Genomic DNA, 26,538 nt, shown 5'->3' with positions numbered 1-26,538 from the left:
GCGGGGTGGGATGCTCTCGTTGTGGCAGTCCGGCGCCTACCGGCTGATGGATGACGACGTCCCATACCCCAGCGCCCTCCCCACTGCAGAGGGCGCACCCTCACCATACAAGGATGACGCAGGGGCAGTCCGGAGCGAAGGCTCCGGACCGCAATCGTTGCCCCGCGCCCCCCAGGCTCCCGCCACGCCGGGCGTCTCAAGAACCCCACCTCGTAAACCCATCTCAAGAACCCACCTTTCCAAGCAACACCCCAAACCCCCAATCCCCAAAAAAACCCGACAAAACCCCTAATTCAGACCGCCGTCATCTCGTTATGCTCCAATTCGCTGGCCTCTCCCCTTGCGCCCTGGAACATCCCCGATATGTTCGAGTTATTCAGCCCCCGGACCCGCCCGAAAACGGGCTCCCGCTCCACCCCTAACCGCTGGGATTGGGCGCTATTGCCCCTGGTGCTGGGGATCCTGGCCTTGATGGCTTACGGCGCCTCTCAAATGAGCCGCCCGTTCGCATTGGGCGAGGAACTGCCGATCTCCTTGGATCCGGCCTATCTGCCTTATTACCTCTTGCGCACCATCCTTCGGATGTTCACGGCGCTGGGCTTTTCCCTGCTGTTCAGCTTCGTCTTCGCCGCCATCGCCGCCAAGTACCGGACGGCTGAAAAAGCGATGATCCCCATGCTGGACATCCTGCAGTCCGTCCCGATCCTGGGTTTCCAGGCCATCGCCATCGCCCCGTTCATCGCGCTGTTCCCCGGCAACCTGCTGGGCGTGGAATGCGCGGCGATCTTTGCGATCTTCACCTCGCAGGCCTGGAACATGGCCTTCAGCCTGTATCAATCCATGCGCACGGTGCCGGCCGAACTGAACGAAGCTGCCCGGATCTTCCGGCTGTCGGGCTGGCAGCGGTTCTGGCGGCTGGAGCTGCCTTACGCCACGCCCGGGCTGCTGTGGAACATGATGATGTCCATGTCGGGCGGCTGGTTCTTCCTGGTGGCCGCCGAAGCCATCTCGGTGGCGGGGCAAGACATCAAACTACCCGGCATCGGCTCCTACATCGCCGTCGCGATCCAGGCCGAGGATGGCCGCGCCATCGCCTGGGCCATCGGCGCCATGATGGCGGGCATCCTGCTGTACGACCAGCTCTTCTTCCGGCCGCTGCTGGCCTGGGCCGACAAGTTCCGGTTCGAGGAATCGCAAGGCGACGCCGCGCAGCAATCGTGGTTGCTGGACTGGACGCGGCGCAGCCGCTGGATGCAGGCGGTGTCGAATGCGTTCTGGGCGTGCATGCGCCGTGCGCTGGGGTGGTTCAGCGTGCCGTATGACGGCACCTCCATCCGGGCGCGGGCGAAGGTGCCCGATCCGCGCTGGACCCGCGTCTGGGACGCTTTGCTTGCGGCCGCGGCCCTGTTGGCGACGTACAAGCTGGTGGTGTTCGTCCATCAGGACGTGGGCTGGGGCGAGGTGCTGCACGTGCTGGGCCTGGGTGGCATCACGATGGTCCGGGTCATGCTGCTGATTGCGCTGGCCTCGGTCGTCTGGGTGCCGGTTGCGGTATGGATCGGGTTGCGTCCCCGATATTCGCAGCGCGTGCAGGCCGTTGCGCAGTTCCTGGCTGCGTTCCCGGTGAACCTGCTGTTTCCCGCCGTGGTCTACGTCATGGTGGCCTGGCAGCTCAACCCGAATATCTGGCTCAGCCCCCTGATCATCTTCGGCACTCAGTGGTACATCCTGTTCAACGTCGTGGCGGGCGCGTCCACTATCCCCAACGAACTGCGGCTGGCAGCCGACAACCTGGGGCTCAAAGGCTGGTTGCGCTGGCGCCGCGTGTATCTGCCCGCTGTCTTCCCCAGCTTCATCACCGGCGCCATCACCGCCAGCGGCGGGTCGTGGAACGCCAGCATCGTGGCCGAGTACGTGTCCTGGGGCAAGACCTCGCTGGTCGCCGACGGTCTGGGCAGCTACATCAAGCAGATGACCGAGCAGGGCGATTTCCACCGCATCGCGCTGGGCATTGGCGTGATGTGCGTGTTCGTGATGCTGTTGAACCGATTTTTCTGGCGCAAGCTGTATTTGCTGGCCGAAGACCGCGGCCGCTAGGAGTAGTCATGAACCCCAACGTCCTGATCGAACTGCACGACGTCGGCAAGTCGTTCCGCGCGGCCGACGGTACCGCGCGGCATGTGCTGGAGCACGTGGATTTCACGCTGAAGGAAGGCGAAATCGTGGCCTTGCTGGGCAAGTCCGGATCGGGCAAGTCCACCTTGTTGCGCATCATGGCCGGCCTGGTCAACGCCGACCAGGGCACGGTCACCTACCGGGGCCAGCCGGTGTACGGCCCGGCGTCGGGCATCGCGATGGTGTTCCAGTCGTTCGCCCTGTTTCCGTGGCTGACCGCCCAGCAGAACGTCGAATTGGGCCTGGAGGCCCAGGGCGTGCCGGCGGCCGAGCGCGCCAAGCGGGCCGACGCCGTGCTGGACCTGATCGGCCTGGGTGGTTTCGGCGGCGCCTTGCCGCGCGAATTGTCGGGCGGCATGCGCCAGCGAGTGGGCATTGCGCGCGCACTGGTCATGAACCCCGACGTGCTGCTGATGGACGAGGCGTTCTCGGCCCTGGACGTGCTGACGGGCGAGACCTTGCGCGACGACATGCTGGAATTGTGGGACGAAAGCCGCATCTCCACCAAGGGCATCCTGATCGTGTCGCACAACATCGAGGAAGCGGTGATGATGGCCGACCGCATCATCGTGTTCGACAGTGACCCGGGGCGTGTCCGCAGCCAGGTGCTGATCGGCTTGCCGCGGCCGCGCGACGGGGATTCGCCGCAGGTGCGGGCGCTGATCGACGAGGTCTACGCGCTGATGACCATGCGCCCTGCGCACGGCGTGCCCACACCGCGCCAGCAAGGGCTGGGTTACCGGTTTCCGCAGACCGAGGTCGAGCGCATGGAAGGCGTGCTGGACGTCCTGGCCGAAGCGCCGTTCAACGGCCGTGCCGATTTGCCCAAGCTGGCCGAAGAGGCCGAAATCTCAGATGACGACCTGCTGCCCGCTTGCGAAGCGCTGGGGCTGTTCGGGCTGGCCCAGATCGACCGCGGCGACATCTTCCTGACGCCGCTTGGCCAGCGCTATGTGCAGGCCGAGCAAGGGCAGAAGCAGGCCATCTTCGGCCGGCAGCTGCTGGCGCACGTGCCGCTGGCCGCGCACATCCGCCATAGCCTGGAGCAGGAGCCCACCGGCGCCTTGCCTGAGAAGGACTTCCTGGATTCGCTGGAGGAATTCCTGAAGCCCGACGAGGCCGAACGGGTCCTGAAGATCGCGGTGGAATGGGGCCGATACGGCGAGATCTACGGCTACGACTACCACACGGGGCTGTTGACGCTGCCCGTGCGCGAAGCGGCCTGAGCGGGGCAGGGACGCCCGGGGCGCAAGCCGCCCCGGGGCGCTGCCCGCGGGATTACAGGGCGATGAAGCCGATGATGACCAGGGCGATCAGGCCGAACTTGGTCGCCTTGTAGGCGGTCCGGTTCCAGGCCTTGAACGCCTTGCGCTTCTGGTCGATGACCCAGTGCGCGTGCGTCAGCTTGTTGATGGCGCCGGTCTGGTCGCCGCCGTCGTTGGGCGAGCTGGCGGCCGACATGACCACACGGCCAAACCAGCGGTTGAACGCCTCCGCCCAGCGCCACTTCAGCGGACGCTCCACGTCGCAGAACAGGATGATCCGGTTCTGATCGGTGTGGTTGTAGGCTTCGTGCACATAGGTCTCGTCGAACACCACGCTTTCGCCGTCGCGCCAGCTATAGGATTCGCCGTCGACGATGATGTGGCAGCGGTCGTCGTTGGGCGTCACCAGGCCCAGGTGATAGCGCAGCGATCCGGCAAACGGGTCCCGGTGCGGGTTCAACTGGCCGCCGGGCGGCAGTTCGGCGAACATCGCGGCCTTGACCTTGGGCAGGGTCTTCAGGATGGCGACGGTCTTGGGACACAGTTCTTCTGCCGACGGGTGGCGGGCGTCATACCACTTCAGGTAGAAGCGCTTCCAGCCGTACTTGAAGAAGGAGTTGAAGCCGATGTCGTTATGGGCGTCGGCGGCCTTGATGCGGCGCAGCTCGGCCATTTGCACGGCTTCTTCGCGGATGGTTTCCCAGTTCTCGTCCAGCACCTTGAGCTCGGCGATTTCGCTCGTCGTCAGGTAGGGGGTGGACGGCACTCGCGAGGCCAGCACCATGAAGGCATTGATCGGAGCCAGCAGCACCGAGTGATCCAGCATCTGCCGGCCCAGCGGCAGCTTGACTCGGCCTCGGAAGTGGGCAAACAGGATGGCGGCCAGCCAGATCCCGGGTATTAGCCATTTCATACGTAATCGTTGTCCTGCGACAGTTGGGTCATGTCTACCTAGTATTGTTACACAAGGTCCGTGGCGCGCCGTTTGCGGAATCTCAGGCGCATCGGCTTGGACCGGGATCACTAGGTACAATTCCCGCTATGTCCGAAGCCGTAACAACCCCGACCCCCTTTGTGCATCTCCGCGTCCACTCCGAGTTCTCGGTGGTGGACGGCATCGTGCGCATCTCCGACCTCATCAAGCGCGTCGCCAAGCTGGGCCAGCCAGCCGTGGCGCTGACCGATCTGTCGAACCTTTTCGGCCTGATCAAATTCTATAAGGGCGCGCGAGGCGCAGGGGTAAAACCCATCGCCGGCTGCGATGTCTGGCTGACCAACGACGACGATCCGGCCAAGCCGTTCCGGCTGTTGTTGCTGGTGCGCAACCATCAGGGTTACCTGAACCTGTGCGAATTGCTGTCCAAGGCCTTCCTGACGAACCAGGGCAAGGGCCGGGCGGAAATCCGCCGCGAATGGCTGCAAGGCCAGGAAGGGCTGATCGCGCTGTCAGGGGGACGCATGGGCGACGTAGGCCAGGCGCTGGACGCCGGCAACGCCGTATCGGCGTTGGCGCTGGCGCGGCAATGGGCGCACCTGTTCCCGGGCAGTTATTACATCGAATTGCAGCGCGCGGGCATGGACGGCGACGAAGCCTACACGCAGGCGGCCATGCGGCTGGCGGGCGAAGCCGGCCTGCCGGTCGTGGCCACGCACCCCGTGCAATTCCTGGACGAATACGAATTCCAGGCCCACGAGGCCCGCGTCTGCATCGCCGAAGGTGAAATCCTGGCGAACCCGCGCCGCGTGCGCCGGTTCACCAAAGAACAATACCTGCTCAGCTCCGAGGAAATGGCGCGGCGTTTCGCCGACGTGCCCTCGGCGCTGGCCAACACAGTCGAAATTGCCAAGCGCTGCAACCTGAGCCTGGTGCTGGGTAAGCCGCGCCTGCCCAACTTCCCCACGCCCGACGGCGTGACGCTGGACGACTACCTGGTCCAGTTGTCGGAAGAGGGCCTGGAAAAGCGCATGGCGTTCCTGTTCCCCAACGAGGCCGAACGCGAGTCCAAGCGCGAGCAGTACTACGAACGCCTGCGCTGGGAATGCAAGACCATCATCCAGATGGGCTTCCCGGGCTACTTCCTGATCGTGCAGGACTTCATCAACTGGGGCAAGAACAACGGCGTGCCGGTGGGGCCGGGGCGGGGGTCGGGGGCAGGTTCGCTCGTGGCCTACGCGCTGGGCATTACCGACCTGGACCCGATCCGCTATGACTTGCTGTTCGAGCGCTTCCTGAATCCCGAGCGGGTCTCCATGCCCGACTTCGATATCGACTTCTGCCAGGACAACCGCGAACGGGTCATCGACTACGTCAAGGAAAAGTACGGCCGCGCCGCCGTGAGCCAGATCGCCACCTTCGGTACGCTGGGCGCGAAAGCCGTGGTCCGCGACGCCGGCCGCGTGCTGGACATGCCCTACATGTTCTGCGACGGCCTGTCCAAGCTGATCCCGTTCAACCCGATGGATCCCTGGACGCTCGAACGCACCCTCAAGGACGAACCCGCCTTCAAGGACCGCTACGAGCAGGAAGAAGAAGTGCGCGCGCTGGTCGACCTGGCCAAGCCGCTGGAAGGCCTGACCCGCAACATCGGCATGCATGCCGGCGGCGTGCTCATCGCGCCGGGCAAGCTCACCGATTTCTGCCCGCTGTATTGCCAACCGGGGCAGGAAAACAGCGCGGTCTCGCAATTCGACAAGGACGACGTCGAAGCCGCAGGCCTGGTGAAGTTCGACTTCCTGGGTTTGCGCAACTTGACCATCCTGGACTGGGCCGTGCGCTATGTGCGCCAGTTCAACGAGGACAAGCGCGACTTCGACGTCATGGCGCTGGAGCTTGACGATCCGGCCGCCTACAAGATCCTGTGCGACGCCAACACCACCGCCGTGTTCCAGCTGGAATCGCGCGGCATGAAGGAACTGCTGAAAAAGCTGCGGCCGAACACCTTCGAAGACATCATCGCCATGCTGGCCCTGTATCGTCCGGGGCCGCTGGAATCGGGCATGGTGGACGACTTCGTCAACCGCAAGCATGGCCGCGCCGCAGTGGACTACTTCCACAACGACCTGGAAAGCACCCTGAAGAGCACCTACGGGGTCATCGTCTACCAGGAACAGGTGATGCTGATCTCGCAGATCATCGGGGGCTACTCGCTGGGCGGCGCCGACTTGCTGCGCCGCGCCATGGGCAAGAAAAAGCCCGAGGAAATGGCCAAGCACCGCGAACTGTTCGAGCAAGGCGCCAAGGAAAAGGGCCACGATCCCGACCTGGCGGTCAAACTCTTCGACCTGATGGAAAAGTTCGCGGGCTACGGCTTCAACAAGTCGCACTCGGCCGCCTACGCGCTGATCTCGTACCAGACCGCCTGGCTCAAGGCCTATCACCCGACGGAATTCCTGGCCGCCACCATGTCGTCCGATATGGACGACACGGACAAGGTCCAGATCTTCTGCCGCGACGCCCAGGACAACGGCGTCGAGGTGCTGCCGCCCGACGTCAATTTCTCGGGCTTCCGGTTTGAGCCGGTGGCCGACAAGCACACCGAAAAGGGCAAGCCGCCCCGCACCATGCGCTACGGCCTGGGGGCGGTCAAAGGCACCGGCCAGGGCGCCGTCGAAGACATCCTGCGTGCGCGCGAGGAAGGCGGCCCGTTCCTGAACCTGTTCGACTTCTGCCGCCGCGTAGGCAAGCAGGCCGTCAACCGCCGCACCATCGAAGCCCTGATCAAGGCGGGCGCGTTCGACACCATCGAACCGAACCGCGCGGCGATGCTGGCCTCGGTGCCCACGGCCATGGAAGCCGCCGAGCAGGCAGCCCGCAGCGCCAACCAGGCCTCGCTGTTCGGCGACGACAGCGGCGACGTGGTCGCCGGCGAACTGGCCAAGGTGGCGCCCTGGGACCTGCACAAGAAGCTGACGGAAGAAAAGTCCGCGCTGGGCTACTACTACAGCGGTCACCTGTTCGACGCCTGGCGTGACGAAGTGCGCCGCATCGTGCCGATGCAGCTGGCGCGAGTCGAACCGCAGCGCGACCTGCAATGGATGTGCGGCGTGCTGGCCAGCGTGCGCGTCATGATGACCCGCCGCGGCAAGATGGTGTTCGCCGTGCTGGACGACGGCACCGCGCAGGTGGAAATCTCGGTATTCAACGAGCTCTACGAAAAGCACCGCAACCGCCTGCGCGAAGACCAGTTGGTCATCGTCCAGGGCAAGGTCAGCAACGACGATTATTCCGGCGGCATGCGCATCGTGGCCGAACAGCTGTACGACCTGCAGCTGGCCCGCGAAGCGCGCGCCAAGTCCTTGAGGGTCAAGCTCAACGGGACGGCCGACGCGGCGCGCCTGCGCCAGATGCTGAACCCGTTCCGGGCCGAACCCGAAAACGGCATCCCCGGCGTGCCGGTTGATATCGTCTACACCAAAAACAATTTCCTGTGCACGGTCCGGCTGGGCGAAGAGTGGCGGGTCCGCATGGCGGACACGCTGCTCGAGAACCTGAATGCCTGGACCAAGCCCGACGGAGTAGAGGTCACCTATTGATGCGAAAACTGCGTATCGTGCATTCGGAAGCCGCCACCAGCTTTGGCGGTCAGGAAGGGCGGATCTTCAAGGAAATGACGGCCATGCGCGCGCGCGGCCACCATATCGAAGCCATCTGCCAGCCTAGGGCGCTCCTGGTCGAACGCCTTTCGGATGCCGGCTTTACCGTGCATAAGGTCGATATGGACGGGCCGGTGAATTACCTGAAGGGCGTGGCCGCCGTTCGCGGCATCCTGAAGGAAGGGCGCTTCGACGTGCTCAACACCCACAGCCGGCGTGATACGGTGATCGCAGCGCTGGCCGCCAGATTGGCGGGCACCCCGTTGATCGTGCGGACCCGCCATCTGTCGAACAAGGTGGGATCGATGTGGTCCTACACCTGTCTGCCGCACAGGGTCACGACGGTCAGTGATCATGTGCGCAAATACCTGATCCAGCGCGGCGTGCCGGCCAATAAGGTGGCCACCGTCTATTCGCCCATCGTGCTGCCGCCGCCGGTCGAACGTTCGACCTTGCGCGATGAGCTCGGCCTGGCGGATGACGATATCGTCGTCGGCTGCGTGGCGGTCATGCGCGCCACCAAGGGCCACAAGGACCTGATCGACGCGATTGTGCCGCTGATGGCCAGCCGGCCCAAGCTGCATCTGGTGTTCGTCGGCGGCGGCTCGCCTGTCTTCGAGCAGACCCAGGATTACGTGGCCACGCTGGGCTTGCAAGACCGCATCCATCTGATGGGCATGCGGCGCGACGTGCCCAACCTGCTGGCGGGATTCGACGTGTTCGCCCTGGCCACGCAGCAGGAAGCGTCCGGCACCGTCTATGTCGAAGCGCAGGCCAGCGGCCTGCCGGTGATCGGCACCGATGTGGGTGGCGTGGCCGAGATGTTCCGCAACGGCGATACCGGCATCCTGGTGCCGCCCAAGAATCCCCAGGCGCTCACCGACGCCTTGCAGCGCCTGATCGATGACCCGGCCCTGCGCCGTCGCATGGGCGACGCCGGCCGCAAGATGGTCTGGGAAGAAGCTGTGTTTTCGCCCGCCCGCCTGGCCGAAACCACCGAAGCCATCTACTTGAAGTGGCTGGCGGAGCGCGCGGCATGAATGCGCCCAACGTCCCCGTGCTGATGTACCACCATGTCACCCCTGCGGGCGGCATGATCGCAGCCACGCCGGACGTGTTCGAGGCCCAGGTTTCGCGCCTGGCGCGGGCCGGCTACCAATCGCTGTCCGCCGCCCAGTTCGCTGCCTACCTGGCGGGCGGCGCGGCGCCCGAGCGTTCCGTGCTGATCACTTTCGACGACGGCTACCTGAACAACTGGGTGCACGCGCATCCCGTGCTGGCGCGCCACGGCATGCGCGCCGTGCTGTTCACCATTACTGGGTGGATTGGCGATGGCCCCGTGCGCCCGCATGCGGGGCAGGGCGGCCCGTTGCCCGCCACACCCGACCACGACGCCTGCAAACAACTGGTAGCGGCCGGCCGCGCCGATGACGCCATGCTGCGCTGGAGCGAGATCGAAGCCATGCAAGCCGCGGGCACGTTCGAATTCCATTCGCATACGCACACCCACACCCGCTGGGACAAGGTCTGCGGCGCCGATGTGGACGCCAAGCGCGACCATATTGCCCAGGAACTGCACGACTCCCGCGACACGCTCGTGCGTCGCCTCGGATCCGTCAGCGACCATCTTTGCTGGCCGCAAGGCTATTTCGATGCGGATTACGTCGCTGCCGCCCGGCAGGCGGGCTTTGCGCACTTGTACACTACCGACCCTTTCGGACAGAACACCCCTGGCGCGGACCCCGAGCACATCTACCGTTTCGCGGTGCGCAACCAGGGCGGAACCTGGCTGAACCGGCGCATCTGGCTGTCGCGCGACCCGTTCTGGGGGCCGCGCTACCACGCCTGGAAAGCCTGGAAAAAGCGTCTTAGGAATCGCGGATGAAGCTATCAGTCATCATCATCACCAAGAACGAAGCGGCGAACATCGCCGCCTGCCTTAAATCCGTGGCCTTCGCCGACGAATTCATCGTGGTGGATTCGGGCAGCACCGACGGCACCGTCGAATTGGCGCAGGCGCTGGGCGCCCGCGTTGAAATCACGCCCGACTGGCCCGGCTTCGGCCCTCAGAAGAACCGTGCGCTGGATTTGGCGACGGGCGACTGGGTGCTGTCCATCGACGCCGACGAGCGCGTCACGCCCGAGTTGGCCCGTGAAATCCAGGACGTGCTGGCGAACCCGCGCGCCGACGCCTACGAGATCGCCCGGCTGTCGAATTTCTGCGGCAAGGACATCCGCCACAGCGGCTGGTGGCCCGATTACGTGCTGCGCCTCTTCAAGCGCGGCACGGCACGCTTCACCGACGCCGCCGTGCACGAGCGCGTGGTGCCCGCCAACGGCCAGCCCATCAAGCTGCAGGGCTACTTCAACCATTATCCGTACGACAACCTGGATGCGCTGATCAACAAGGTCAACCGCTATTCATCGGACGCGGCGGCGATGATGTATGCCAAGGGGCGCCGCACCTCGGTCTTCGGCGCCTTGGGTCACGGTTTTTGGACATTCGTGCGCATCTATCTCATCCGGCGCGGTTTCCTGGATGGCAGGCACGGGCTGGTGCTGGCGGTGACGGCGGCGGCAGGCAGTTTCTTCCGCTATTCCAAGCTGATGTTCCTGGCCGAGAAGCAGAAGTGAAGATCCTCTACACGAACTTCCACGCCGGCAATGGCGGGGGGCACGTCACCTACATCATCAACCTGGCGAAGGCCCTGGCCCGTGATCACGAGATCACCGTGGCGGCGCCCGCCACCAGCCGGCTGCACCGCTACGCCCGCGCCATTCCCGGCGTGACCGTAGTCGACATGCAATACACGACGCGCCCGTCGTCCTGGTTCAAGGATCGCTCGCAGTTGCGCCGCCTGATCAAGGCGGGGCGCTTCGACATCATCCATGTCAACGGATCGGCCGACCACAAGCAGGTGATGCTGGCGACGCTGGGCATGGCCCGCCGTCCGCGCATCGTGTTCACCAAGCACAACGACCATCCGCTCGCGAGCTTCGGCCACAAGCTGCGGGTCGCGCTGGCGACCGACCACGGCATTGCCGTCAGCGATTACGTCCATGGCCTGATGCAGCGTTCGCCCTACAGCAAGCGCCCCATCACCACCATCCGGCACGGCATCGACACGAACTTCTTCGCCCCGCCGCCGCCCGAAAGCCTGGACAAGCTGCGCGCGCTGATCTTCGGCCCGTCCTGGCAGGGCAAGCTGCTGCTGGGCAGCGCCGGCGGCACCGACTACGACAAGGGCTGGCTGGACCTGGTGGCCGCCGTAGCCGCCTTGCCGCCCGCCGACAAGGCGCGCGTGCTGCTGATGGTGGCGGGCGATCCGCCCTCCGAGGCCAAACTGGCCCGCGTGCGAGAGCTGGGCATGATCGATCAGGTCCGCTTCCCCGGGCTGCTCGATGACGTGCGCGCTGCGCTGGCTTCCTGCCATGCCGGCTTCGTGCTGTCCTACCGCGAAGCGCTTTCCTTCGCGTGCCGAGAGATCATGGGCTTGGGGCTTCCAGCGCTGGTGACCGACGTGGGCGGGCTGCCCGAGAACGTGACTGACGGCGTGGACGGCTGGATCGTGCCGGTGCGCGACGTGCCCGCCATGACGGCCAAGCTGCGGTTCATGCTGGACCATCCGGACACGGTACGCGCCATGGGCGCCCGTGCCCGTGAAACCAGCCTGCGCGACTTCAATCTGAACCGTTTCGCTGCCGCCACAGTGGATGTCTACCAGCGTACGCTGGATGGACGCCGGGCTCTATAATCCGGCCTATGTCTATCCCTATTCTCATGTACCACCAGATCGGCGAGCCCAACCCCAAGGGCACGCCGTTTCGCGGGTTGACCGTACATCCCGACAGCTTCGCCCGCCAGATGCGCTGGATGCGCCGCCTTGGCTACCGCGGCCTGTCGATGCGCGACGTCATGCCCTATGTGCGCGGCGAGCGCCAGGGCAAGGTGTTCGGCGTCACGTTCGACGACGGCTACCGCAATGTGCATCGCAACGCGATGCCGGTGCTGAGCGAACTCGGCTTTACCGCCACTAATTATTTTGTTGCGCGTCAGTTCGACGGCAGCAACGTCTGGGACCATGCAAAGGGCATTCCCTTTTCGGCCCTGATGACCGTGCAGGAAATGCGTGAATGGGCGCAGGCCGGCAACGAGGTCGGCTCGCATACGCTGGACCATGTGCATTTGCCCGAAATGTCGCCTGAAGAGGCCCGTCGCCAGATCGTCGAATCCAAGGACGAATTGGAACAGGCGCTGGGCGCGCCCGTCACGGCTTTCTGTTATCCCTATGGCGACCACGGACCCGAGCACCGCGTCATGGTGCGTGAGGCCGGCTATGACAACGCCACGCTGACCCAGCGCGGCCTGGCGGCGGCGTCCGACGATCCGTTCGGACTGCCCCGGGTGACGGTGGCGCGTTCCACCAATATCGTCCGCTTCCTGCAGAAGTGCCTGACCCGGTATGAAGACACGCGCCGGCGCCGCTGAGCGGCGGCTTCGCATTGCGCTGCTAGTCGACCGCTTCGGCAATCGCTTCGGAGGCGCGGAGGCCTATGGCGTGGAGCTGATGCGCGTCCTGGGCCAGCGCCACGATATCTCAATCGTGGCGCGTGACTTCGACAGCGACCTGCCGTTCCGTTTCCTGCCGGTGCGCTTTCCCGGCTGGCTGCCTAGCTGGATGCGCGTGCTGTATTTCGCGTGGCGGGCCGATCGGCTGACGCGCGGGAAATTCGACATCGTGCATTCGCATATGAACGGCTGGGCCGGAGAGATCCAGGTCATGCACGTGACGCCAGTGCGCTATAACCGCGTCACCCGCGTCCGGCCGCTGGCGCGCGTGACGGCCTGGCTGAGCCCGCGGCTGGCCACTTACCTGCTGCTGGAAAAGCTGCGCGTCCGCGGTGCGCCCGCACGGCGCGTGGTGGCTGTGTCCGGCTTGATCATGGATCAGCTTCACCGCAGTTACGGCCAGCAGTTGACGGTGGACATCATCGCGCCCGGCGTCAAATTGCCGTCGGCCGAAGAGGCCAACGGCCGGGATGCCACCCGCTCTCGCCTGGGCTGGGACGCCGGCACGGTCGGTTGCCTGCTGGTGGCCCGCAACCCCCTGCGGAAAGGCTTGCCTGCCTTGCTGGATGCGCTGGCGCAGTTGCCGGCCCATTACAAGCTGCTGGTCGTGGGGGCGGATGAGCCCACCCGCGAACGGGTCCGCGCCGCCAGCGGCATCGCCCATCGCGTCACGCTGGTCGATCCGACGCCCGAGGTGGCCCAGTATTTCAGTGCGGCGGACATCTACGCGCATCCCACGCTGAACGACAGCTACGGCATGGCGCCGCTAGAGGCCATGTCGCACGGCCTGCCGGTGGTCGTCAGTTCGCCGGCGTACTGCGGCTTTGCGCAGTATCTTTCCGCCGGCAAGGACGCGCTGATCCTGCAAGACCCGCGCGACGGCGCCCAGCTGGCGCAAGCGCTGGAACGCTTGGGTTCGGAACCCGAGCTGCGCGCGGCATTGACCGAACGCGGCCTGGAAATCGCCCGCGATCAAAGCTGGGAAACGGTTGCCTCAAGATATGAGGAGCTGTACGCAAAGGTGCTGGAAGCGCGCAGCTGAGCCGGACCTTAATGCCCTGGCGCGGTCGCCCGTTCCAGGTCCGCCAGCCAGCGGACCGCGTGTTCGCGGTCGGGCCCGCACATGTCTTGCTGGGGTTGCAATCCGCCGCAGAAATCCGGCCGGGACGGCTGGCCGAAGATCGCGCAGCGCATGTCCGGCAGCAATTGGATACAGGGCACGCCCGCCGGCTTGCCGTTGGGCATCCCCGGAATCGGCCGGGTGATCGACGGGGCGATGCAACAGGCCCCGCAGCCCGCCCGGCAGTCCAGGGCAGGCGCAGCCGTCAGGCTCATACCCATCCGCGTAGCCAATATACGAACAGGCCGGCGTATTCCTTGATGATGGAGCGGCTGGCGTCGAAGGTGCGCTGGTCGGGTATCCACAGCGATAGCGAACCATCCGTGGGCGCCACGATCTGCGGCGGGGCGGGGGCGGCGATGGCTTCCACGCCTTGCTTGGAGAAGGCCGCCATCGCGCGCGGCATGTGCAGCGCCGACGTCACCAGCAATACCTTGCCGATACCGCGCGACTTCAACGTATCCTCGGTCAGGGCAGCGTTTTCGTAGGTGGTGCGGCTGGAGTTTTCCAGGATCAGGGCGGCTTCAGGCACGCCTTGCTGGCGGATGGCATGCGCCATGCCGCGGGCCTCGCTGACGTCGCCTTCCAGAGCCCCGCCCGACAGCACAACCTTGGGCGCGCGGCCGGCCAGGTAAAGCTGGGCCGCCGTGTCCACACGCACCACGGCGGTCTCCTTGTCATAGGGCAGGAACCAGTTGGCCCGGCCGTTGGCCGTATTGCCGCCCAGCACCACGATCGCGTCCGCCGTGGGCGAATCCGCCGGAGGCAGGTGCGGATAGCGGCTTTCCAGTGCGCCGCCCAGCCACAGCGAGGTCGCCGGCAGCGACCACGCCAGGGCCCACAGCAAGCCCGCGGCAATGATGGCGCCGCCGGTCTTGCGCAGCCGGAACAGGCCCAGCACCAGACCGATGACGACCAAGGTCACGCACAGGTTGTAAGGAATGATCAGATTCGTGAGGTAGCTGGAAAAGGTCATGTCAAAACTATCCTGATTACTTCGTCCCGCCCAGCAGAGTGATGGCCTGCTGTTCAACTTCTTCGACGGACGGCCAAGCCAGCTCCGATCCCACGCATACCGCCCGGGGGGACCACGGACCGGTGCGTCCGGGGCGGGTCACGCCAAACAGCGCGAGTTCCCGGGCAGATGCCGCCGCCGCGACGTGCGAGACACCGGAATCGTTACAAATCACCAGCGCCGCCCGGGCCGTCAACGCGGCAAAGGCGCCCAGCGACAAGGGGGGGAGCAACTGCGCCGTGGGGGCATTGCGCCGTGCCTCGTCGGTTTCGGCCGGAGGGGGGCACATTACCACGGTATGGCCGCATGCCTGTAAGGCGCGGGTCAGTGTATCGAATCCCGGCCAAACCTTGATCTTGCCCTTGTGCAGGCCGGTAGCCGTCGGGGCGATCAATACAAAGCGCTGGGCGGTGAGCCCGGCGGCCAGCAGCGCCTTGTCGGCGGCTTCCTGATGGGCGGGCGTCAGCGGCAGGTCCAGGGTGGGGCCCGGCTGGGCGGGGCCGGACGGCAGCCCCCAGCGGGTCAGGGCCTCGCGGGTAAGGTGATGCCAGGACTGCACGGCGTGCAGCGACTCGTCGGGCTTGGCGATGGGCCAGCGCAAGAGGAAGCTGCGGCCGTCGTCCCGGTAACCGGCCGAAGGCAGGCCCGCCAGCCGGAAGACCAGCGCGCTGGACAGGGAGTCCGGCAGCAGCAGGCCGCGGGCGCGGCGGCCCAGGGCGCCCAGGCTGCGCCGGTGGGCGCTGACGGCGGCCCGGTCGGGGCCGACCTTGCCGCGCATGGGGACGAAATCCTGCTTGGCCACGCCATCCAGGAGGTCGCGCGCCCAGGGGCGGGCGCAGATCACCAGGGGCAGGCCGCTGGCCTGCAGGGCGCGCAGGCTGGGCAAACTCATGCAAACGTCGCCCACCCAATTGGGTAACCGGACGTACAAGCAACTGATTTCGGACATGGATGGGCGAAGGGCGATAGGGGCTGAAATGAGGGTGGGCGGTACAGCGCGGCGGCGCGTAGCCGGTACAATCCCGGGCACAATTGTATAAAAGCGAGTGTTCCCTTTGAATTCTGCCGTACGCAACGCACCCGCGGATTCCAACCCCGTCAAGTCTGAACTCTGGAGCCGGATCTACAGCCGCGTGGGTTCCTACTGGAAGGGCTTGCTGCTGGCTGTCCTGCTGATGGCGGGCGCGGCGGCCACGCAACCCGTTCTGGCCGTCATTATGAAGCCCTTGCTGGACGGCGGTTTTTCGGGGGCCAAACCCTATTATGTCTGGGCCTTGCCGCTGGCGGTCGTGGGCCTGATCCTGCTGCGCGGGATCTGCAACTTCTTCAGCGACTATCTGCTGGCCTGGGTGGCCAACAATGTGTTGCTGGGCATGCGCCGCGACATGTTCGAACGGCTGCTGGGCCTGCCCGATTCGGACTTCAAGCGCGGCGACACCGGCCGGCTGCTCAACCGCTTCACGATCGACGCCGGCAACGTCACGGGTTACGCCACCGACGTCATCACGGTGCTGGTACGCGAAACCCTGGTGGTGCTGGCCCTGATCTGCGTGTTGCTCTACATGTCGTGGGTGCTGACGCTGATCATCCTGATCATGCTGCCGGTTTCGGTGCTGATTTCGCGCTTCTTCATCAAGCGCCTGCGCCGCATCAACCGCGACACCGTCAACATGAACGCCGAGCTGACGCGCGTGGTCGGCGAAGGCATCGACGGCCAGCGCGTCATCAAACTGTTCGACGGTTACGAAGTCGAACGCGGCCGTTTCGATTTCGTCAGCCGCCGCCTGCGCCGCTTCGCCATGCGTACCGCCACGGCCGACGCCGCCTTGACCCCGCTGACGCAGGTCTGCATCTCCATTTCGGTCGGCGCGGTCATCGCCGTCGCGCTCAGCCAGGCCAACAGCGGCGCGCTTACCGTCGGCAGCTTCGCTTCCTTCATGGCTGCGCTGGCGCAGATTTTCGATCCCATCAAGCGCCTGACCAACGTCGCCGCCCGCATGCAGAAGATGCTGGTGTCGGCGGAAAGCGTGTTCACGCTGATCGACCAGACGCCCGAGAACGACACCGGCACGAAGGAACTGGCCGAACCGGTGCGCGGCAAGGTGGAATTCCGCAACGTCAAGCACCGCTTCCCCGACGCCGACCGCGACACGGTCAATGACATCTCCTTCGTCGTCGAACCCGGCCAGACCGTCGCCCTGGTGGGCCGTTCGGGCAGCGGTAAGACCACGCTCGTCAACATGCTGCCGCGCTTCGTGCTGGCCGACAGCGGGTCGATCCTGGTGGACGACACGCCCATCAACGACCTGACCTTGCGCAGCCTGCGCTCGCACCTGTCGCTGGTCAGCCAGGACGTGGTGCTGTTCGACGACACCATCGCCGCCAACGTCGGCTATGGCGCGTTGGGCAAATCCAGCGAACAAAAGGTGCGCGACGCCCTGGCGGCCGCCAACCTGCTGGATTTCGTGGAAGGCCTGCCGCAGGGCATCAATACCCCGGTGGGCGAGAACGCCGCGCGCCTGTCGGGTGGCCAGCGTCAGCGCCTGGCGATCGCCCGCGCGCTGATCAAGAACGCGCCCATCCTGATCCTGGACGAAGCCACGTCCGCCCTGGACAACGAGTCCGAGCGCCAGGTGCAGGCCTCGCTGGAACGCCTGATGAAGGGCCGCACCACGCTGGTCATCGCGCACCGCCTGTCCACCGTCCAGAACGCCGACCGCATCATCGTGCTGGACGCCGGCAAGATCGTCGAACAAGGCCCGCACTCCGAGCTGCTGGCCGCCAATGGCCTGTACGCCTCGCTCTACAAGATGCAGTTCCGCGACGACTGACCGCAAACCGACACCCTTCCAACCGCCACAGCTTGTGGCGGTTTTTTTGTCTACAGCCTGCCGTAGTTCCGGATTGCCAATCCCCCGGATTGCCGGAAAATGGAGCAGGCCCCCCGCTGTACAACCTGGAGCGCCACATGGCTCTGCCTACCGAAGGCAATCAACTCGTCAACGTCGTCGTCTTGCTGGGCGCGGCCGTCATCGCCGTTCCGATATTCAAGCGGCTGGGGCTGGGATCCGTGCTGGGCTACCTGGCGGCAGGCCTGGCCATTGGTCCGTTCGGGATCGGTTTCTTCTCTGATCCGAAATCCATCCTGCACGTGGCAGAACTCGGCGTGGTGATGTTCCTCTTCATCATCGGGCTGGAAATGCAGCCTTCGCGCCTATGGAAGCTGCGCGGCGAAATATTCGGCCTGGGCGTGGCCCAGGTGTTGACGTGCGGCGCGCTGCTGACGGTGGTTGGCCTGCTGGCCGGCCTGTCCGGCCCCGCTGCCTTCATGGCAGCGATGGGGTTTGTGCTGTCGTCCACGGCTATCGTGATGCAGATCCTGGGTGAACGCGGCGACAGCGCAACCGGCCAGGGCCAGCGCATCGTCTCCATCCTGCTGCTGGAAGACCTGGCCATCGTGCCGTTGCTGGCGCTCGTCGCCTTGCTGGCGCCTGCCGGCAATACCGAACACGGCGATCCCTGGACGCAGTCCGCGATTGCGGTGGGATGCATCCTGGCGCTGTTGGCGGCGGGCCGCTGGCTGCTGAACCCGCTGTTCCGGCTATTGGCCGCCGCCCATGCCCGCGAAGTCATGACGGCGGCCGCCTTGCTGGTCGTGCTGGGGGCGGCGCTATTGATGGAGCTGGGCGGCCTGTCGATGGCGATGGGCGCCTTCCTGGCCGGCGTCCTGTTGTCGGAGTCTACGTTCCGCCACCAATTGGAGGCCGAGGTCGAGCCCTTTCGCGGGATCTTGCTCGGCCTGTTCTTCCTGGGGGTGGGCATGTCGCTCGACCTGTCCGCCGTGGCCCGGGAATGGCCGCTGATCTTGGCGGCCGTGCTGGTGTTCATGCTGGTCAAGTCCGTGGGCGTGTACGTGGTGGCGCGGCTGCTGCGCGCCTCCCACGCCGAAGCCATGACCCGCACCGCGCTGCTGGCCCAGGGCGGCGAATTCGCCTTCGTGCTCTACGGCGCGGCGGCGGCAGCCGGCATTTTCGATGCGCATACCGGTGCGGTGCTGACAGCCGTCGTCATCATTTCGATGGCGCTGACGCCGCTGTGTGTGCTGGCGCTGCGTTGGTTGCTGCCCAAGCCCACCCCCTCCATGGACGACGTAGATGTCGCCAAGGATCTGGATGGCTGCGCCTTGATCGTCGGTTTCGGCCGGTTCGGGCAGATCGTCACCCAGGCGATGCTGGCCCGCGACCTGACGGTTTCCATCCTGGATACCGACACCGACGCGATCCGGGCGGCGGCCAAGTGGGGGGTCAAGGTCTATTACGGGGACGGAACACGTATCGACATGCTGCGTACCGCCGGCGCCGAACACGCGTGCGCCATCCTGATCTGCATCGACAATCCCCAGGCCGTGAATCACATGGTCAAGTTGATCAAGTCCGAATTCCCGCTGGTCCGGGTAGTGGTGCGCGCCTACGACCGGATCCATTCCTTGGCGCTCGCCAAGGAAGGGGTGGACTACCAGGTGCGCGAGACCCTGGAATCCGCCCTGGTGTTCGGCGAAGCCGCATTACGCCTCATTGGCGTCCCGCCTGACGAGGCAGCCGAGGTGGTGGAAGACGTCCGTCGGCGCGATACCGAGCGTTTCGACCTCGAAGTGGCGGGTGGCTTGTTTGCCGGCCGTTCGCTGCTGTACGGCAATATGACGGGCCCCGCGGACGGCAAGAACGACAAGCCGGACCGCGAAACCGCCGAGGCTGCCGCTAACCCATTGGCATGACAGTCTTATTTCGCGCGCTATATTTCCGCATCTTTGCATTACTTTACGTATCATTTCACGCGCAAACCCGAAAGACTGGGGTAGTCTCAATTGCACTGACTCTTCACTGATGAAGAGCATTTGCCAGGGGGCTGCCATGCTGCAATCGGATCGTAGTTTCACGACGCCGCACGCTGTGGGTGTTGAGCTTGCCCGGCGCCAGGCGCGGGCCTTGCAGTGCGGGTTTTCGGCCGGTGCCATGCGCCAGCTGATGTCGTCCACAGGCGGGGCTGGCCCCGCCTGGGCGATCAGCGCGCATCGCGAGACCGACAGGGTGCGGGGCGTCCGAGCCTTCCCCTTCCGCATCGCCGCTACGGCGGTGTCGTAAGGGCAGCTCCGGGCGCGGGGCGTCCGGAGCTCAGGCTTGCGCCATCGCTGTGCGGCGTTTGCCAGCCGATTTCGCCAGGTAAAGTGCTCGGTCCGCCGCATGCAGGACGGCCGCCGTATCGGCGCCGTGGCGGGGAATCAACGCGATCCCGACGCTGCCGCCAATGGAAATCGGATTTTCCTGTTCCAGATCGTAGGGCTGCGAGACGGACTGCACGATCCGCTCACCGACCGCCTGCGCTTGGCTGTCGGGCGTTTCGCGGATCAGCAGGACGAATTCATCCCCACCAATGCGCGCCGCCACGGCGCCGTGTGGAATCAGCGCCAACAGACGTTCTGATACTTGCTTGAGCAGCGCATCGCCCGCGGCATGCCCATAGGTGTCGTTCACCGCCTTGAATCCGTCCAGATCTAGATACAGCACGGCGAATTCCCGGTGTCCCGGACGGGCCTCGTTGACCGCTTGATCCAGCGCCTGAAACAGTCCATGGCGGTTCAGCAGGCCGGTCAGCGAATCCTGGCGCGCATGCCGCTCGTTTTCGCGCTCGGCCAGCATGGTCGACACCAGCATCCCGTTCAGCCGGTAGGACGCCATCGACATGGACGTCATATAGAGCGGCACCTGAACCAGCACCAACCAGAAAATCGGCTCTTGGGTGAACAGGGCACCCAGCGCGCAAGGTCCGACGCTCAATGCCACCATGACCGCCGACATCCGTGGCGCGCCGAAATTGCGGACGCAAATGCCACCCACCATCGACGCAGCGGACAGGCACGCCACGGTCGCCGCGATCCAGTCGCCGCTGATCAAACTGATGAACGTGCCGTATCCCACGCTCGACGCCCACAGCAGCGCCAGCACCACATACAGGTCGGTGGGTGTGGGCAGGTTTGCAGATGCCGCTTTGCGGGCGCTTACCAGCACCTTGATCCGCGACAGGCACACCAGCAACTCCAGCGCGAGCCACAACAGGAATGCCGGTTCAGGATGGCGGAAGGTGATGAGGGCGGCCACCAGCAACGTGTTGATGATGCCGCCAAAGAAGATGGGCAGCGACCCGAACAGCCCGCCGATCAGCGCCACGCGGATATCCGCCGGCACATCCCCTCCGGGGTTGACCAGCCACTGGGTGACCTGCCAGCGGGGCAGGCTGTAAATGCGATCGTCGTGGGTCATAGGAGCGACATCGTAGCTGGGCGGCGCGGGCGATGCACGGGTTATGCGCGAGTCTGCCAGCCGTGATCTTGCGCAGGGCGCGGGGTAGCGGCATTATCTTGCCGGATAGGCCGCCAAAGACACCCGCCACGACATCCCGACCGCCATCGTGAAGGAGCGCCGCATTGAAGTCGCGTGGATTTTTGCATCGCACCCTGTACGCGCTGGCCGGGCTGGTCGCGATCGGCATCTGTGCGGCCGCGGTGGCATTGCTGTGGATCGACAGGCGCATGACCTGGGAATCCGCCTATACGGCAGGGCATAACCTGACCGGCGTGCTGGCAGCCGACATCAGCCGCACGCTGCACGTGTACGACCTGTCGCTGCAAGGGGTGGTCGAACGCCTGCGCGAACCCGGCATCGAACTCGTCAAAGGCGAAGCGCTGCATCGCTTCCTGTTCGACCGTTCGTCCTCGGCGGAATACCTGGGCGCCATCGGCGTGCTCGACGAAAACGGCAACGTGCGCTATGCCTCGGTCGACATCAGCCCCTCCGAACGGAATCTCTCCGATTGGGACTACTTCCAGGTCCATCGCGACGCCGACGACGTCGGCATGTATGTCAGCCGTCCGTATCGCAGCCCCTTGCGCGGCGGAGACGAGAGCATCGCCATCAGCCGGCGGATTTCCCGTCCGGACGGCAGTTTCGCGGGCGTCGTCGTCGGTTCGCTGCGGCTGGCGTACTTCCGCGACCGTTTTGGCACGCTGTCGATCGGCGAACGCGACGCGATCACCGTGTTCCGCAACGACGGCGTGGTGCTCGTCCGCAATCCCTACTCGCTGTCGGACATGGGCCGCGAATTCGATTTCCCGCAGGATTTCCAGCAATTCCTGGTCCGCCGCGAGGGCGCGTTCGTAGGCACGTTGTCGCCGGACGGCGTCAAGCGCTTGCACACGTTCCAGAAAATCAACAACACGCCGCTGGTCATCAACGTCGCGCTGGCGGTGGACGACATCCTCGCACCCTGGGTCCGGCGCGCCGCGCTGGTCGTTCCGGTCACGCTGGCGCTGTTCCTGTCGGTCATGGCGCAGATCGTGCTGTTTCGGCGCGAGATGCGTTTAAGGCGTGCTTTCGAGATGCAGCTGGAAATACAGGCGCAGACCGACGGCCTGACCGGCATCCCCAACCGCCGCACGTTTGATGAAACGCTGGAGCGCGAATGGCAGGCCGCGCGGCGCGACAGCCAACCGTTGTCGCTGCTGTTCCTGGATGCCGACCGCTTCAAGCTCTACAACGATCGCTATGGCCATCAGGAAGGCGACGAACTGCTCAAGCGGATCGCGTCGACGCTAAAGAAAAATGCCCGCCGTCCGCGCGACCTGGCGGCGCGCTACGGGGGCGAAGAGTTCGTGGTGTTGTTGCCGAACACCAGCGGGCAACGTGCGATGAGCATCGCGGAGACGATCCGGCGCGCAATTGCCGAACTGCGCGTCCCGCACCAGGACAATGACGGCGGGATGGTCACGGTCAGCATCGGCGTCGCTACCGCGATTCCCAAGGCGGAGGACGAGGCATCCGCCTTGGTTGAAGCCGCCGACGCCGCGGTCTACCAGGCCAAGAAAACCGGCCGCAACCGGGTGGTCTCGATCTGATCGTCGGCGGGCGGGCATGCCGTCAATCAGCGGCCCAGCATCACGGCTTGCATGCGCGTGTTGGCCTGTTGCAGGTTTTTCGCCTGGGCATTCAGGTCTTGCAGCAGCTGATTCAGCTCGGCTTGCACGGCCGGATCCTGCACCTTCACGATAGAGCCCGAAATCTCGATCTGCGCCTTATGGGCATCGACGTAATCGGCGATCTTCAAGCTGCTGTCGAACGTGGCGTTCAACTGCGGCAACACATCGCGGAACGTATCGGCCGGCAGGCTCACGGTCTTGTCATAGGCTTTGTCGTACACGGCCTTCAGGTCGTCGGGTTGCTTCAACTGCGCACGCGCAGCGTCGGCTTTCGCTTTCTGTTCCTTCAATGCCGCGCCCATGTCGTTGATGGACGTCTGCACGTTCTTCAGGTCATCGCGGCGCGTCAAGATATCGTTCAGCGAACGCACGGCGCCCTTCTGCATGATGCCTGACAGGGGCTTGACCGATGCGTCCATGCTGGAATTGAAGTCGGTGATCACGGCGTAGTGCGCCGCGTAATCGCCAAAGGACTTCTTCTCTTCATCCGTCAACGTGGGCACGCGCACGCCGGGTTTGTCGACGATGCGGGTTTGCAGGAACTGCGTGAATGCCGCGCGCTGTTCAGGCTCCTTGTTGCCGCAGGCCGCCAGCACCAGCGGCAACGCTGCGACCAGCACCAGGAACGGACGGAATAGGGACTTCATTGCATTGACCTCCGAAAGCATAAGAAAAAAGCGCCAGGCGGGGCGTTACCCCGCAAAGCGCCCGCAGCTTATCGGCTACCTCCTCGCGCCGCCATCGGTTTCAAACTTCATTTCAAACGAATTGTTAAGACACACAATCCATACAGATCGCGTTGAAAAGAAGTCGGCAACCTGCTATCGCGCGAGAGGGGCAATGCGAAGCGCAACGGTCTATGCGATCAGTTGATGCGCCACTATCCCTAAAACAAATCCTCCGATGATGCAGCCCGCCGCGATCAGGCACAGAAAGATTCCCGCCAACAGAATGAAGGGCGAGCGCGCTTTCGTCACTTGCAGGCAATAGTCATCGGGGGGCACCATCTTCCGAATAGGCACTAGCGCCGAAAGCGCCAGTTCGACCTTGGAAACGCTTGCGCCTTCCACCAACTCGATCTTGTACTGGCCGGCCGGCGCGAAGAACGTGAACAGCTCCATTCGGCCCGTGAGCCCATTGTTGACGGTGGGCCGCAATAGAGAGGCACGCAGCGGCAACGGTTGGCCAGACGCGCTGGACCGCACTTCCGGACGGAATTCGCCAACGGGCGTCCTCTTGAACAGCGGCGCCTTTTGCCAGATGGCGTAGGTGCCCGCCGTCGCAATCAAAAACGACGCCTCTTTTTTTCGATAGGGCACTTCCACAAGGATCTTTTCGGCAAACGCGCCGGAGATCAAGCGAATGGCGAAGACAAGCAGCGGGATGCCTGCCAGGCTTAAGCCGAACAGCAGGACTCGGGCGAGCGTCAGATCCATATACGGAGAAAGGAGGGCGCGCAGTGAAAATCAGACCAAAATGATGTCGTACTTCTCCTGCGAGTACGTGCTCTCCACTTCCAGCGACACGCGCTTACCCACGAAGTCACCCAGCATCGCCAAGTGTTGGCTTTCCTCTTCCAGGAACAGGTCCACCACGTCTTGCGATGCAAGAATGCGGAATTCCTTGGGGTTGAACTGGCGAGCCTCGCGCAGGATCTCGCGCAGGATCTCATAGCAGACCGTGCGCGGTGTGCGCACATTGCCGCGCGATTCGCACATGGGGCAGGGCTCGCACAACTGATGCGCCAGCGAATCTCGCGTGCGCTTGCGCGTCATCTCCACCAGGCCCAATTGCGTAAAGCCGTTGACGGTCATGCGCGTGCGGTCGCGTGACAGAGCCTTTTTGAGTTCGGCCAGAACCGTATCGCGATGCTCCTGTTCTTCCATGTCGATGAAGTCCAGGATGACGATCCCGCCCAGGTTGCGCAGCCGAAGCTGGCGGGCAATGGCCTGGGCCGCCTCCAGATTGGTCTTGAAGATGGTGTCGTCGAAATTGCGCCCGCCCACGAAGCCACCGGTGTTGACGTCCACCGTGGTCAGCGCTTCGGTCTGGTCGATGATCAGGTAACCGCCGGACTTCAGGTCCACGCGGCGCGACAGCGCGCGCGCGATCTCATCGTCCACGTTGGCGGTATCGAACAGCGGCCGTTCGCCGCTGTAATGCTGAATGCGGTCCACCACCGACGGCGTGTAAATGCGTGCCCATTCCAGCATGGCCGCGCTGGTCGTGCGCGAGTCCACCAGAATGGTGCCCGTGCCCGGGCCCACCATGTCGCGCAGGACCCGTTGCGCCAGCGTCAGGTCCTGGTGAAGCAGGGCGGGGGCGGGCTGGGTGCGGGCCGCAGCCTGAACGCTGGCCCAAAGCTTCCTCAAATATTCCAGGTCGGCCGTCAGTTCCTCGTCGTTGGCGCCCTCGGCCTGGGTGCGGACGATGAATCCGCCTTTTTCCTCGGCCGGCATCAACGCCTGCACGCGTTCCCGCAGCTGGATGCGCTCGGACTCGGAATCGATCTTCTGCGAAATACCGATGTGCGGATCATGCGGTAGATACACGAGCATCCGCCCGGCCATGCTGATCTGGGTCGACAGGCGCGCACCCTTGGTGCCCAAGGGGTCCTTGACCACCTGGACCATGATGGTCTGTCCCTCAAACAGCAGCTTTTCGATGGGCGTGGGCGTCAGGCCCTGGCTGCGCTCACTACGGTTTTCGCGCAGGTCCGCGATATGGATGAAGGCCGCACGTTCCAGCCCGATGTCGATGAAAGCGCTTTGCATGCCAGGCAGCACGCGAACCACCCGTCCCAGATAGATATTGCCGACATGGCCCCGCTGGATGCTGCGTTCCACGTGCAGCTCCTGGACGGACCCCAGCTCGACCAGCGCAACGCGGGTTTCAAAGGGGGTGACGTTGATCAGGATATCTTCGCTCAGGGCGATGGCTGGGGGCATAGCGTGTTCGTCTCCAATTAGGTGCGGCGTACAGGCGAATAGTAAACGTACCCCAAGGGGAGGCAAGCCGGGCAGGGCAACTATATATAGAGAGGCAGGCAAATCCTGGCCTCTCTATATAGAGGGAGGCAGATCCTCACAGTCGCCGGCGCGATGTCCTGGCAATTTTCTTTCTCGCCCCGCATGACAGCCCCAAAACTTGTGCTATAGTCTCGCTCCTTCGCAGTTCAGACGTTTTTTGAACCGCGAAGCCAAGCAAGCACAACAGGCAAGGCAAGGTGAAAACCCGGGGCAACCCAGCCAAGTCTGCCGCGAACGGGTTCAGGAATGAGCGCCAAGCGGTTATTGCAAGGATTGCAGCAAATCAGGCAAAAGCCAGTTGCGTAATCTGCAAAAATCGTGCTATAGTCTTGGGCTTGGCTGGTGATGTTGATTCAGGGTTTACCCGAATCTCTCGCTAGCCACCTGAGCAGTAACCAACCCCAGGATTCTGGGCTGTCCGCGAAAGCGGCGGGGTTGCAAGATAGGGTGCAAGTCAGGCAAAAGCCGGTTGCATAATCTGCAAAAGTTGTGTTATAGTTTCAGGCTTGGCAGTTGCCGAAAACTTAGGGTTAACCCGAACGGGTGCTTCTGATGTTTCGATAACTGCTAAAGAGAGCAGATCCGAAGGGGTCGCAAGCAAGAAAGTGGGGCGCGAAAGCGAGCGAAGCTGACTTGACAAGCGATAAAAACTCCTTCATAATCTCGCCTCTCTGCTGCTGAAAACAGCAAGCGACGCAAGGCGAAAGCCGCAGCGAAGCGGTTGGGTTCAGCGAGTAGCAGT

21 protein-coding genes are annotated in these 26,538 nt (G+C 64.4%); 13 read left to right on the top strand and 8 right to left on the bottom strand.

All coding sequences use genetic code 11. The features are described from left to right. The first annotated feature begins 363 nt into the window (after window positions 1-363). Together CEY09_RS31150 and CEY09_RS31145 are read left to right on the top strand one after the other, a co-directional pair. Window positions 364-2,097 carry an ABC transporter permease gene (locus CEY09_RS31150; protein ID WP_088591600.1) on the top strand — a complete coding sequence of 578 codons (1,734 nt, stop codon included), beginning with the start codon at window positions 364-366 and terminating at the stop codon, window positions 2,095-2,097. Between the two features lie 8 nt (window positions 2,098-2,105). Continuing rightward, the gene (locus CEY09_RS31145; RefSeq protein ID WP_088591599.1) at window positions 2,106-3,401 is read left to right on the top strand and encodes an ABC transporter ATP-binding protein; all 1,296 of its coding nucleotides are present in this window, start codon (window positions 2,106-2,108) and stop codon (window positions 3,399-3,401) included. Between the two features lie 52 nt (window positions 3,402-3,453). On the opposite strand, the gene lpxO is transcribed toward CEY09_RS31145, so the two are convergent. After that, window positions 3,454-4,353: a lipid A hydroxylase LpxO gene (gene lpxO / locus CEY09_RS31140; protein ID WP_088591598.1), complete on the bottom strand. Its 900-nt coding sequence runs from the start codon at window positions 4,351-4,353 to the stop codon at window positions 3,454-3,456. A gap of 128 nt (window positions 4,354-4,481) precedes the next feature. Here lpxO and dnaE point away from each other — a divergent pair, with 128 nt between their 5' ends. Genes dnaE through CEY09_RS31105 form a run of 7 tightly spaced genes read left to right on the top strand, consistent with a single transcriptional unit; the run spans window position 4,482 to window position 13,645 of the window. Next, window positions 4,482-7,973, top strand: a complete 3,492-nt coding sequence (gene dnaE, locus CEY09_RS31135) for a DNA polymerase III subunit alpha (protein WP_088591597.1) — start codon at window positions 4,482-4,484, stop codon at window positions 7,971-7,973. Then, entirely contained in the window at window positions 7,973-9,073 is a 1,101-nt protein-coding gene (locus CEY09_RS31130) for a glycosyltransferase family 4 protein (RefSeq protein ID WP_088591596.1), read from the top strand. Before dnaE ends, CEY09_RS31130 begins: the two co-directional genes overlap by 1 nt. Then, entirely contained in the window at window positions 9,070-9,918 is an 849-nt protein-coding gene (locus CEY09_RS31125; RefSeq protein WP_088591595.1) for a polysaccharide deacetylase family protein, read from the top strand. Before CEY09_RS31130 ends, CEY09_RS31125 begins: the two co-directional genes overlap by 4 nt. Next, window positions 9,915-10,667 carry a glycosyltransferase family 2 protein gene (locus CEY09_RS31120; RefSeq protein WP_088591594.1) on the top strand — a complete coding sequence of 251 codons (753 nt, stop codon included), beginning with the start codon at window positions 9,915-9,917 and terminating at the stop codon, window positions 10,665-10,667. Before CEY09_RS31125 ends, CEY09_RS31120 begins: the two co-directional genes overlap by 4 nt. Further along, entirely contained in the window at window positions 10,664-11,788 is a 1,125-nt protein-coding gene (locus CEY09_RS31115) for a glycosyltransferase (protein ID WP_088591593.1), read from the top strand. Before CEY09_RS31120 ends, CEY09_RS31115 begins: the two co-directional genes overlap by 4 nt. A gap of 8 nt (window positions 11,789-11,796) precedes the next feature. Next, entirely contained in the window at window positions 11,797-12,522 is a 726-nt protein-coding gene (locus CEY09_RS31110; protein WP_006224876.1) for a polysaccharide deacetylase family protein, read from the top strand. After that, complete coding sequence (locus CEY09_RS31105; protein ID WP_088591592.1) at window positions 12,497-13,645, top strand: glycosyltransferase family 4 protein; 1,149 nt, start codon at window positions 12,497-12,499, stop codon at window positions 13,643-13,645. The genes CEY09_RS31110 and CEY09_RS31105 overlap by 26 nt, the downstream gene beginning before the upstream one ends. 8 nt (window positions 13,646-13,653) lie before the next feature. Here CEY09_RS31105 and CEY09_RS31100 read toward each other — a convergent pair whose 3' ends face one another. From CEY09_RS31100 to CEY09_RS31090, 3 genes are read right to left on the bottom strand one after another with little or no spacing between them, the layout of a single operon-like run. Then, window positions 13,654-13,938: a YkgJ family cysteine cluster protein gene (locus CEY09_RS31100; RefSeq protein WP_088591602.1), complete on the bottom strand. Its 285-nt coding sequence runs from the start codon at window positions 13,936-13,938 to the stop codon at window positions 13,654-13,656. Beyond that, a complete protein-coding gene (locus CEY09_RS31095) occupies window positions 13,935-14,699 on the bottom strand; it encodes a YdcF family protein (RefSeq protein ID WP_088591591.1) in 765 nt (254 codons plus the stop codon). Before CEY09_RS31095 ends, CEY09_RS31100 begins: the two co-directional genes overlap by 4 nt. A 16-nt stretch (window positions 14,700-14,715) precedes the next feature. After that, window positions 14,716-15,687 (bottom strand): glycosyltransferase family 9 protein, encoded by a 972-nt coding sequence (locus CEY09_RS31090; protein ID WP_088591590.1) that lies wholly within the window; start codon window positions 15,685-15,687, stop codon window positions 14,716-14,718. A gap of 106 nt (window positions 15,688-15,793) precedes the next feature. Here CEY09_RS31090 and msbA point away from each other — a divergent pair, with 106 nt between their 5' ends. From msbA to CEY09_RS31075, 3 genes are all read left to right on the top strand, one after another. Next, complete coding sequence (gene msbA / locus CEY09_RS31085) at window positions 15,794-17,569, top strand: lipid A export permease/ATP-binding protein MsbA (RefSeq protein ID WP_088591589.1); 1,776 nt, start codon at window positions 15,794-15,796, stop codon at window positions 17,567-17,569. A 137-nt stretch (window positions 17,570-17,706) separates the two neighbouring features. After that, the gene (locus CEY09_RS31080; protein ID WP_088591588.1) at window positions 17,707-19,512 is read left to right on the top strand and encodes a monovalent cation:proton antiporter-2 (CPA2) family protein; all 1,806 of its coding nucleotides are present in this window, start codon (window positions 17,707-17,709) and stop codon (window positions 19,510-19,512) included. A 136-nt stretch (window positions 19,513-19,648) separates the two neighbouring features. Then, window positions 19,649-19,879, top strand: coding sequence for a hypothetical protein (locus CEY09_RS31075; RefSeq protein ID WP_088591601.1), 231 nt, complete (start codon window positions 19,649-19,651; stop codon window positions 19,877-19,879). A gap of 30 nt (window positions 19,880-19,909) precedes the next feature. Here the strand turns inward: CEY09_RS31075 and CEY09_RS31070 are convergent, their stop codons facing one another. After that, window positions 19,910-21,055: a GGDEF domain-containing protein gene (locus tag CEY09_RS31070; protein ID WP_088591587.1), complete on the bottom strand. Its 1,146-nt coding sequence runs from the start codon at window positions 21,053-21,055 to the stop codon at window positions 19,910-19,912. Between the two features lie 164 nt (window positions 21,056-21,219). Here CEY09_RS31070 and CEY09_RS31065 point away from each other — a divergent pair, with 164 nt between their 5' ends. Continuing rightward, window positions 21,220-22,686, top strand: a complete 1,467-nt coding sequence (locus tag CEY09_RS31065) for a sensor domain-containing diguanylate cyclase (RefSeq protein WP_088591586.1) — start codon at window positions 21,220-21,222, stop codon at window positions 22,684-22,686. A gap of 26 nt (window positions 22,687-22,712) precedes the next feature. Here CEY09_RS31065 and CEY09_RS31060 read toward each other — a convergent pair whose 3' ends face one another. The 3 genes from CEY09_RS31060 to rng form a co-directional block, all read right to left on the bottom strand. Then, window positions 22,713-23,414: a DUF3053 domain-containing protein gene (locus tag CEY09_RS31060; protein WP_006224866.1), complete on the bottom strand. Its 702-nt coding sequence runs from the start codon at window positions 23,412-23,414 to the stop codon at window positions 22,713-22,715. A 210-nt stretch (window positions 23,415-23,624) separates the two neighbouring features. After that, a complete protein-coding gene (locus tag CEY09_RS31055; RefSeq protein WP_088591585.1) occupies window positions 23,625-24,203 on the bottom strand; it encodes a hypothetical protein in 579 nt (192 codons plus the stop codon). 30 nt (window positions 24,204-24,233) lie between these two features. Continuing rightward, entirely contained in the window at window positions 24,234-25,697 is a 1,464-nt protein-coding gene (gene rng / locus CEY09_RS31050; RefSeq protein ID WP_035213236.1) for a ribonuclease G, read from the bottom strand. Window positions 25,698-26,538 lie beyond the last annotated feature (841 nt).

Origin of the sequence: Achromobacter marplatensis, assembly GCF_002209535.1 — a bacterium.
In the GTDB taxonomy this organism is placed as follows: Bacteria; Pseudomonadota; Gammaproteobacteria; order Burkholderiales; family Burkholderiaceae_B; genus Achromobacter; species Achromobacter marplatensis.
The sequence above is the reverse complement of the archived record's forward strand: the minus strand, read 5'-3'. Positions and strand labels throughout refer to the sequence as shown.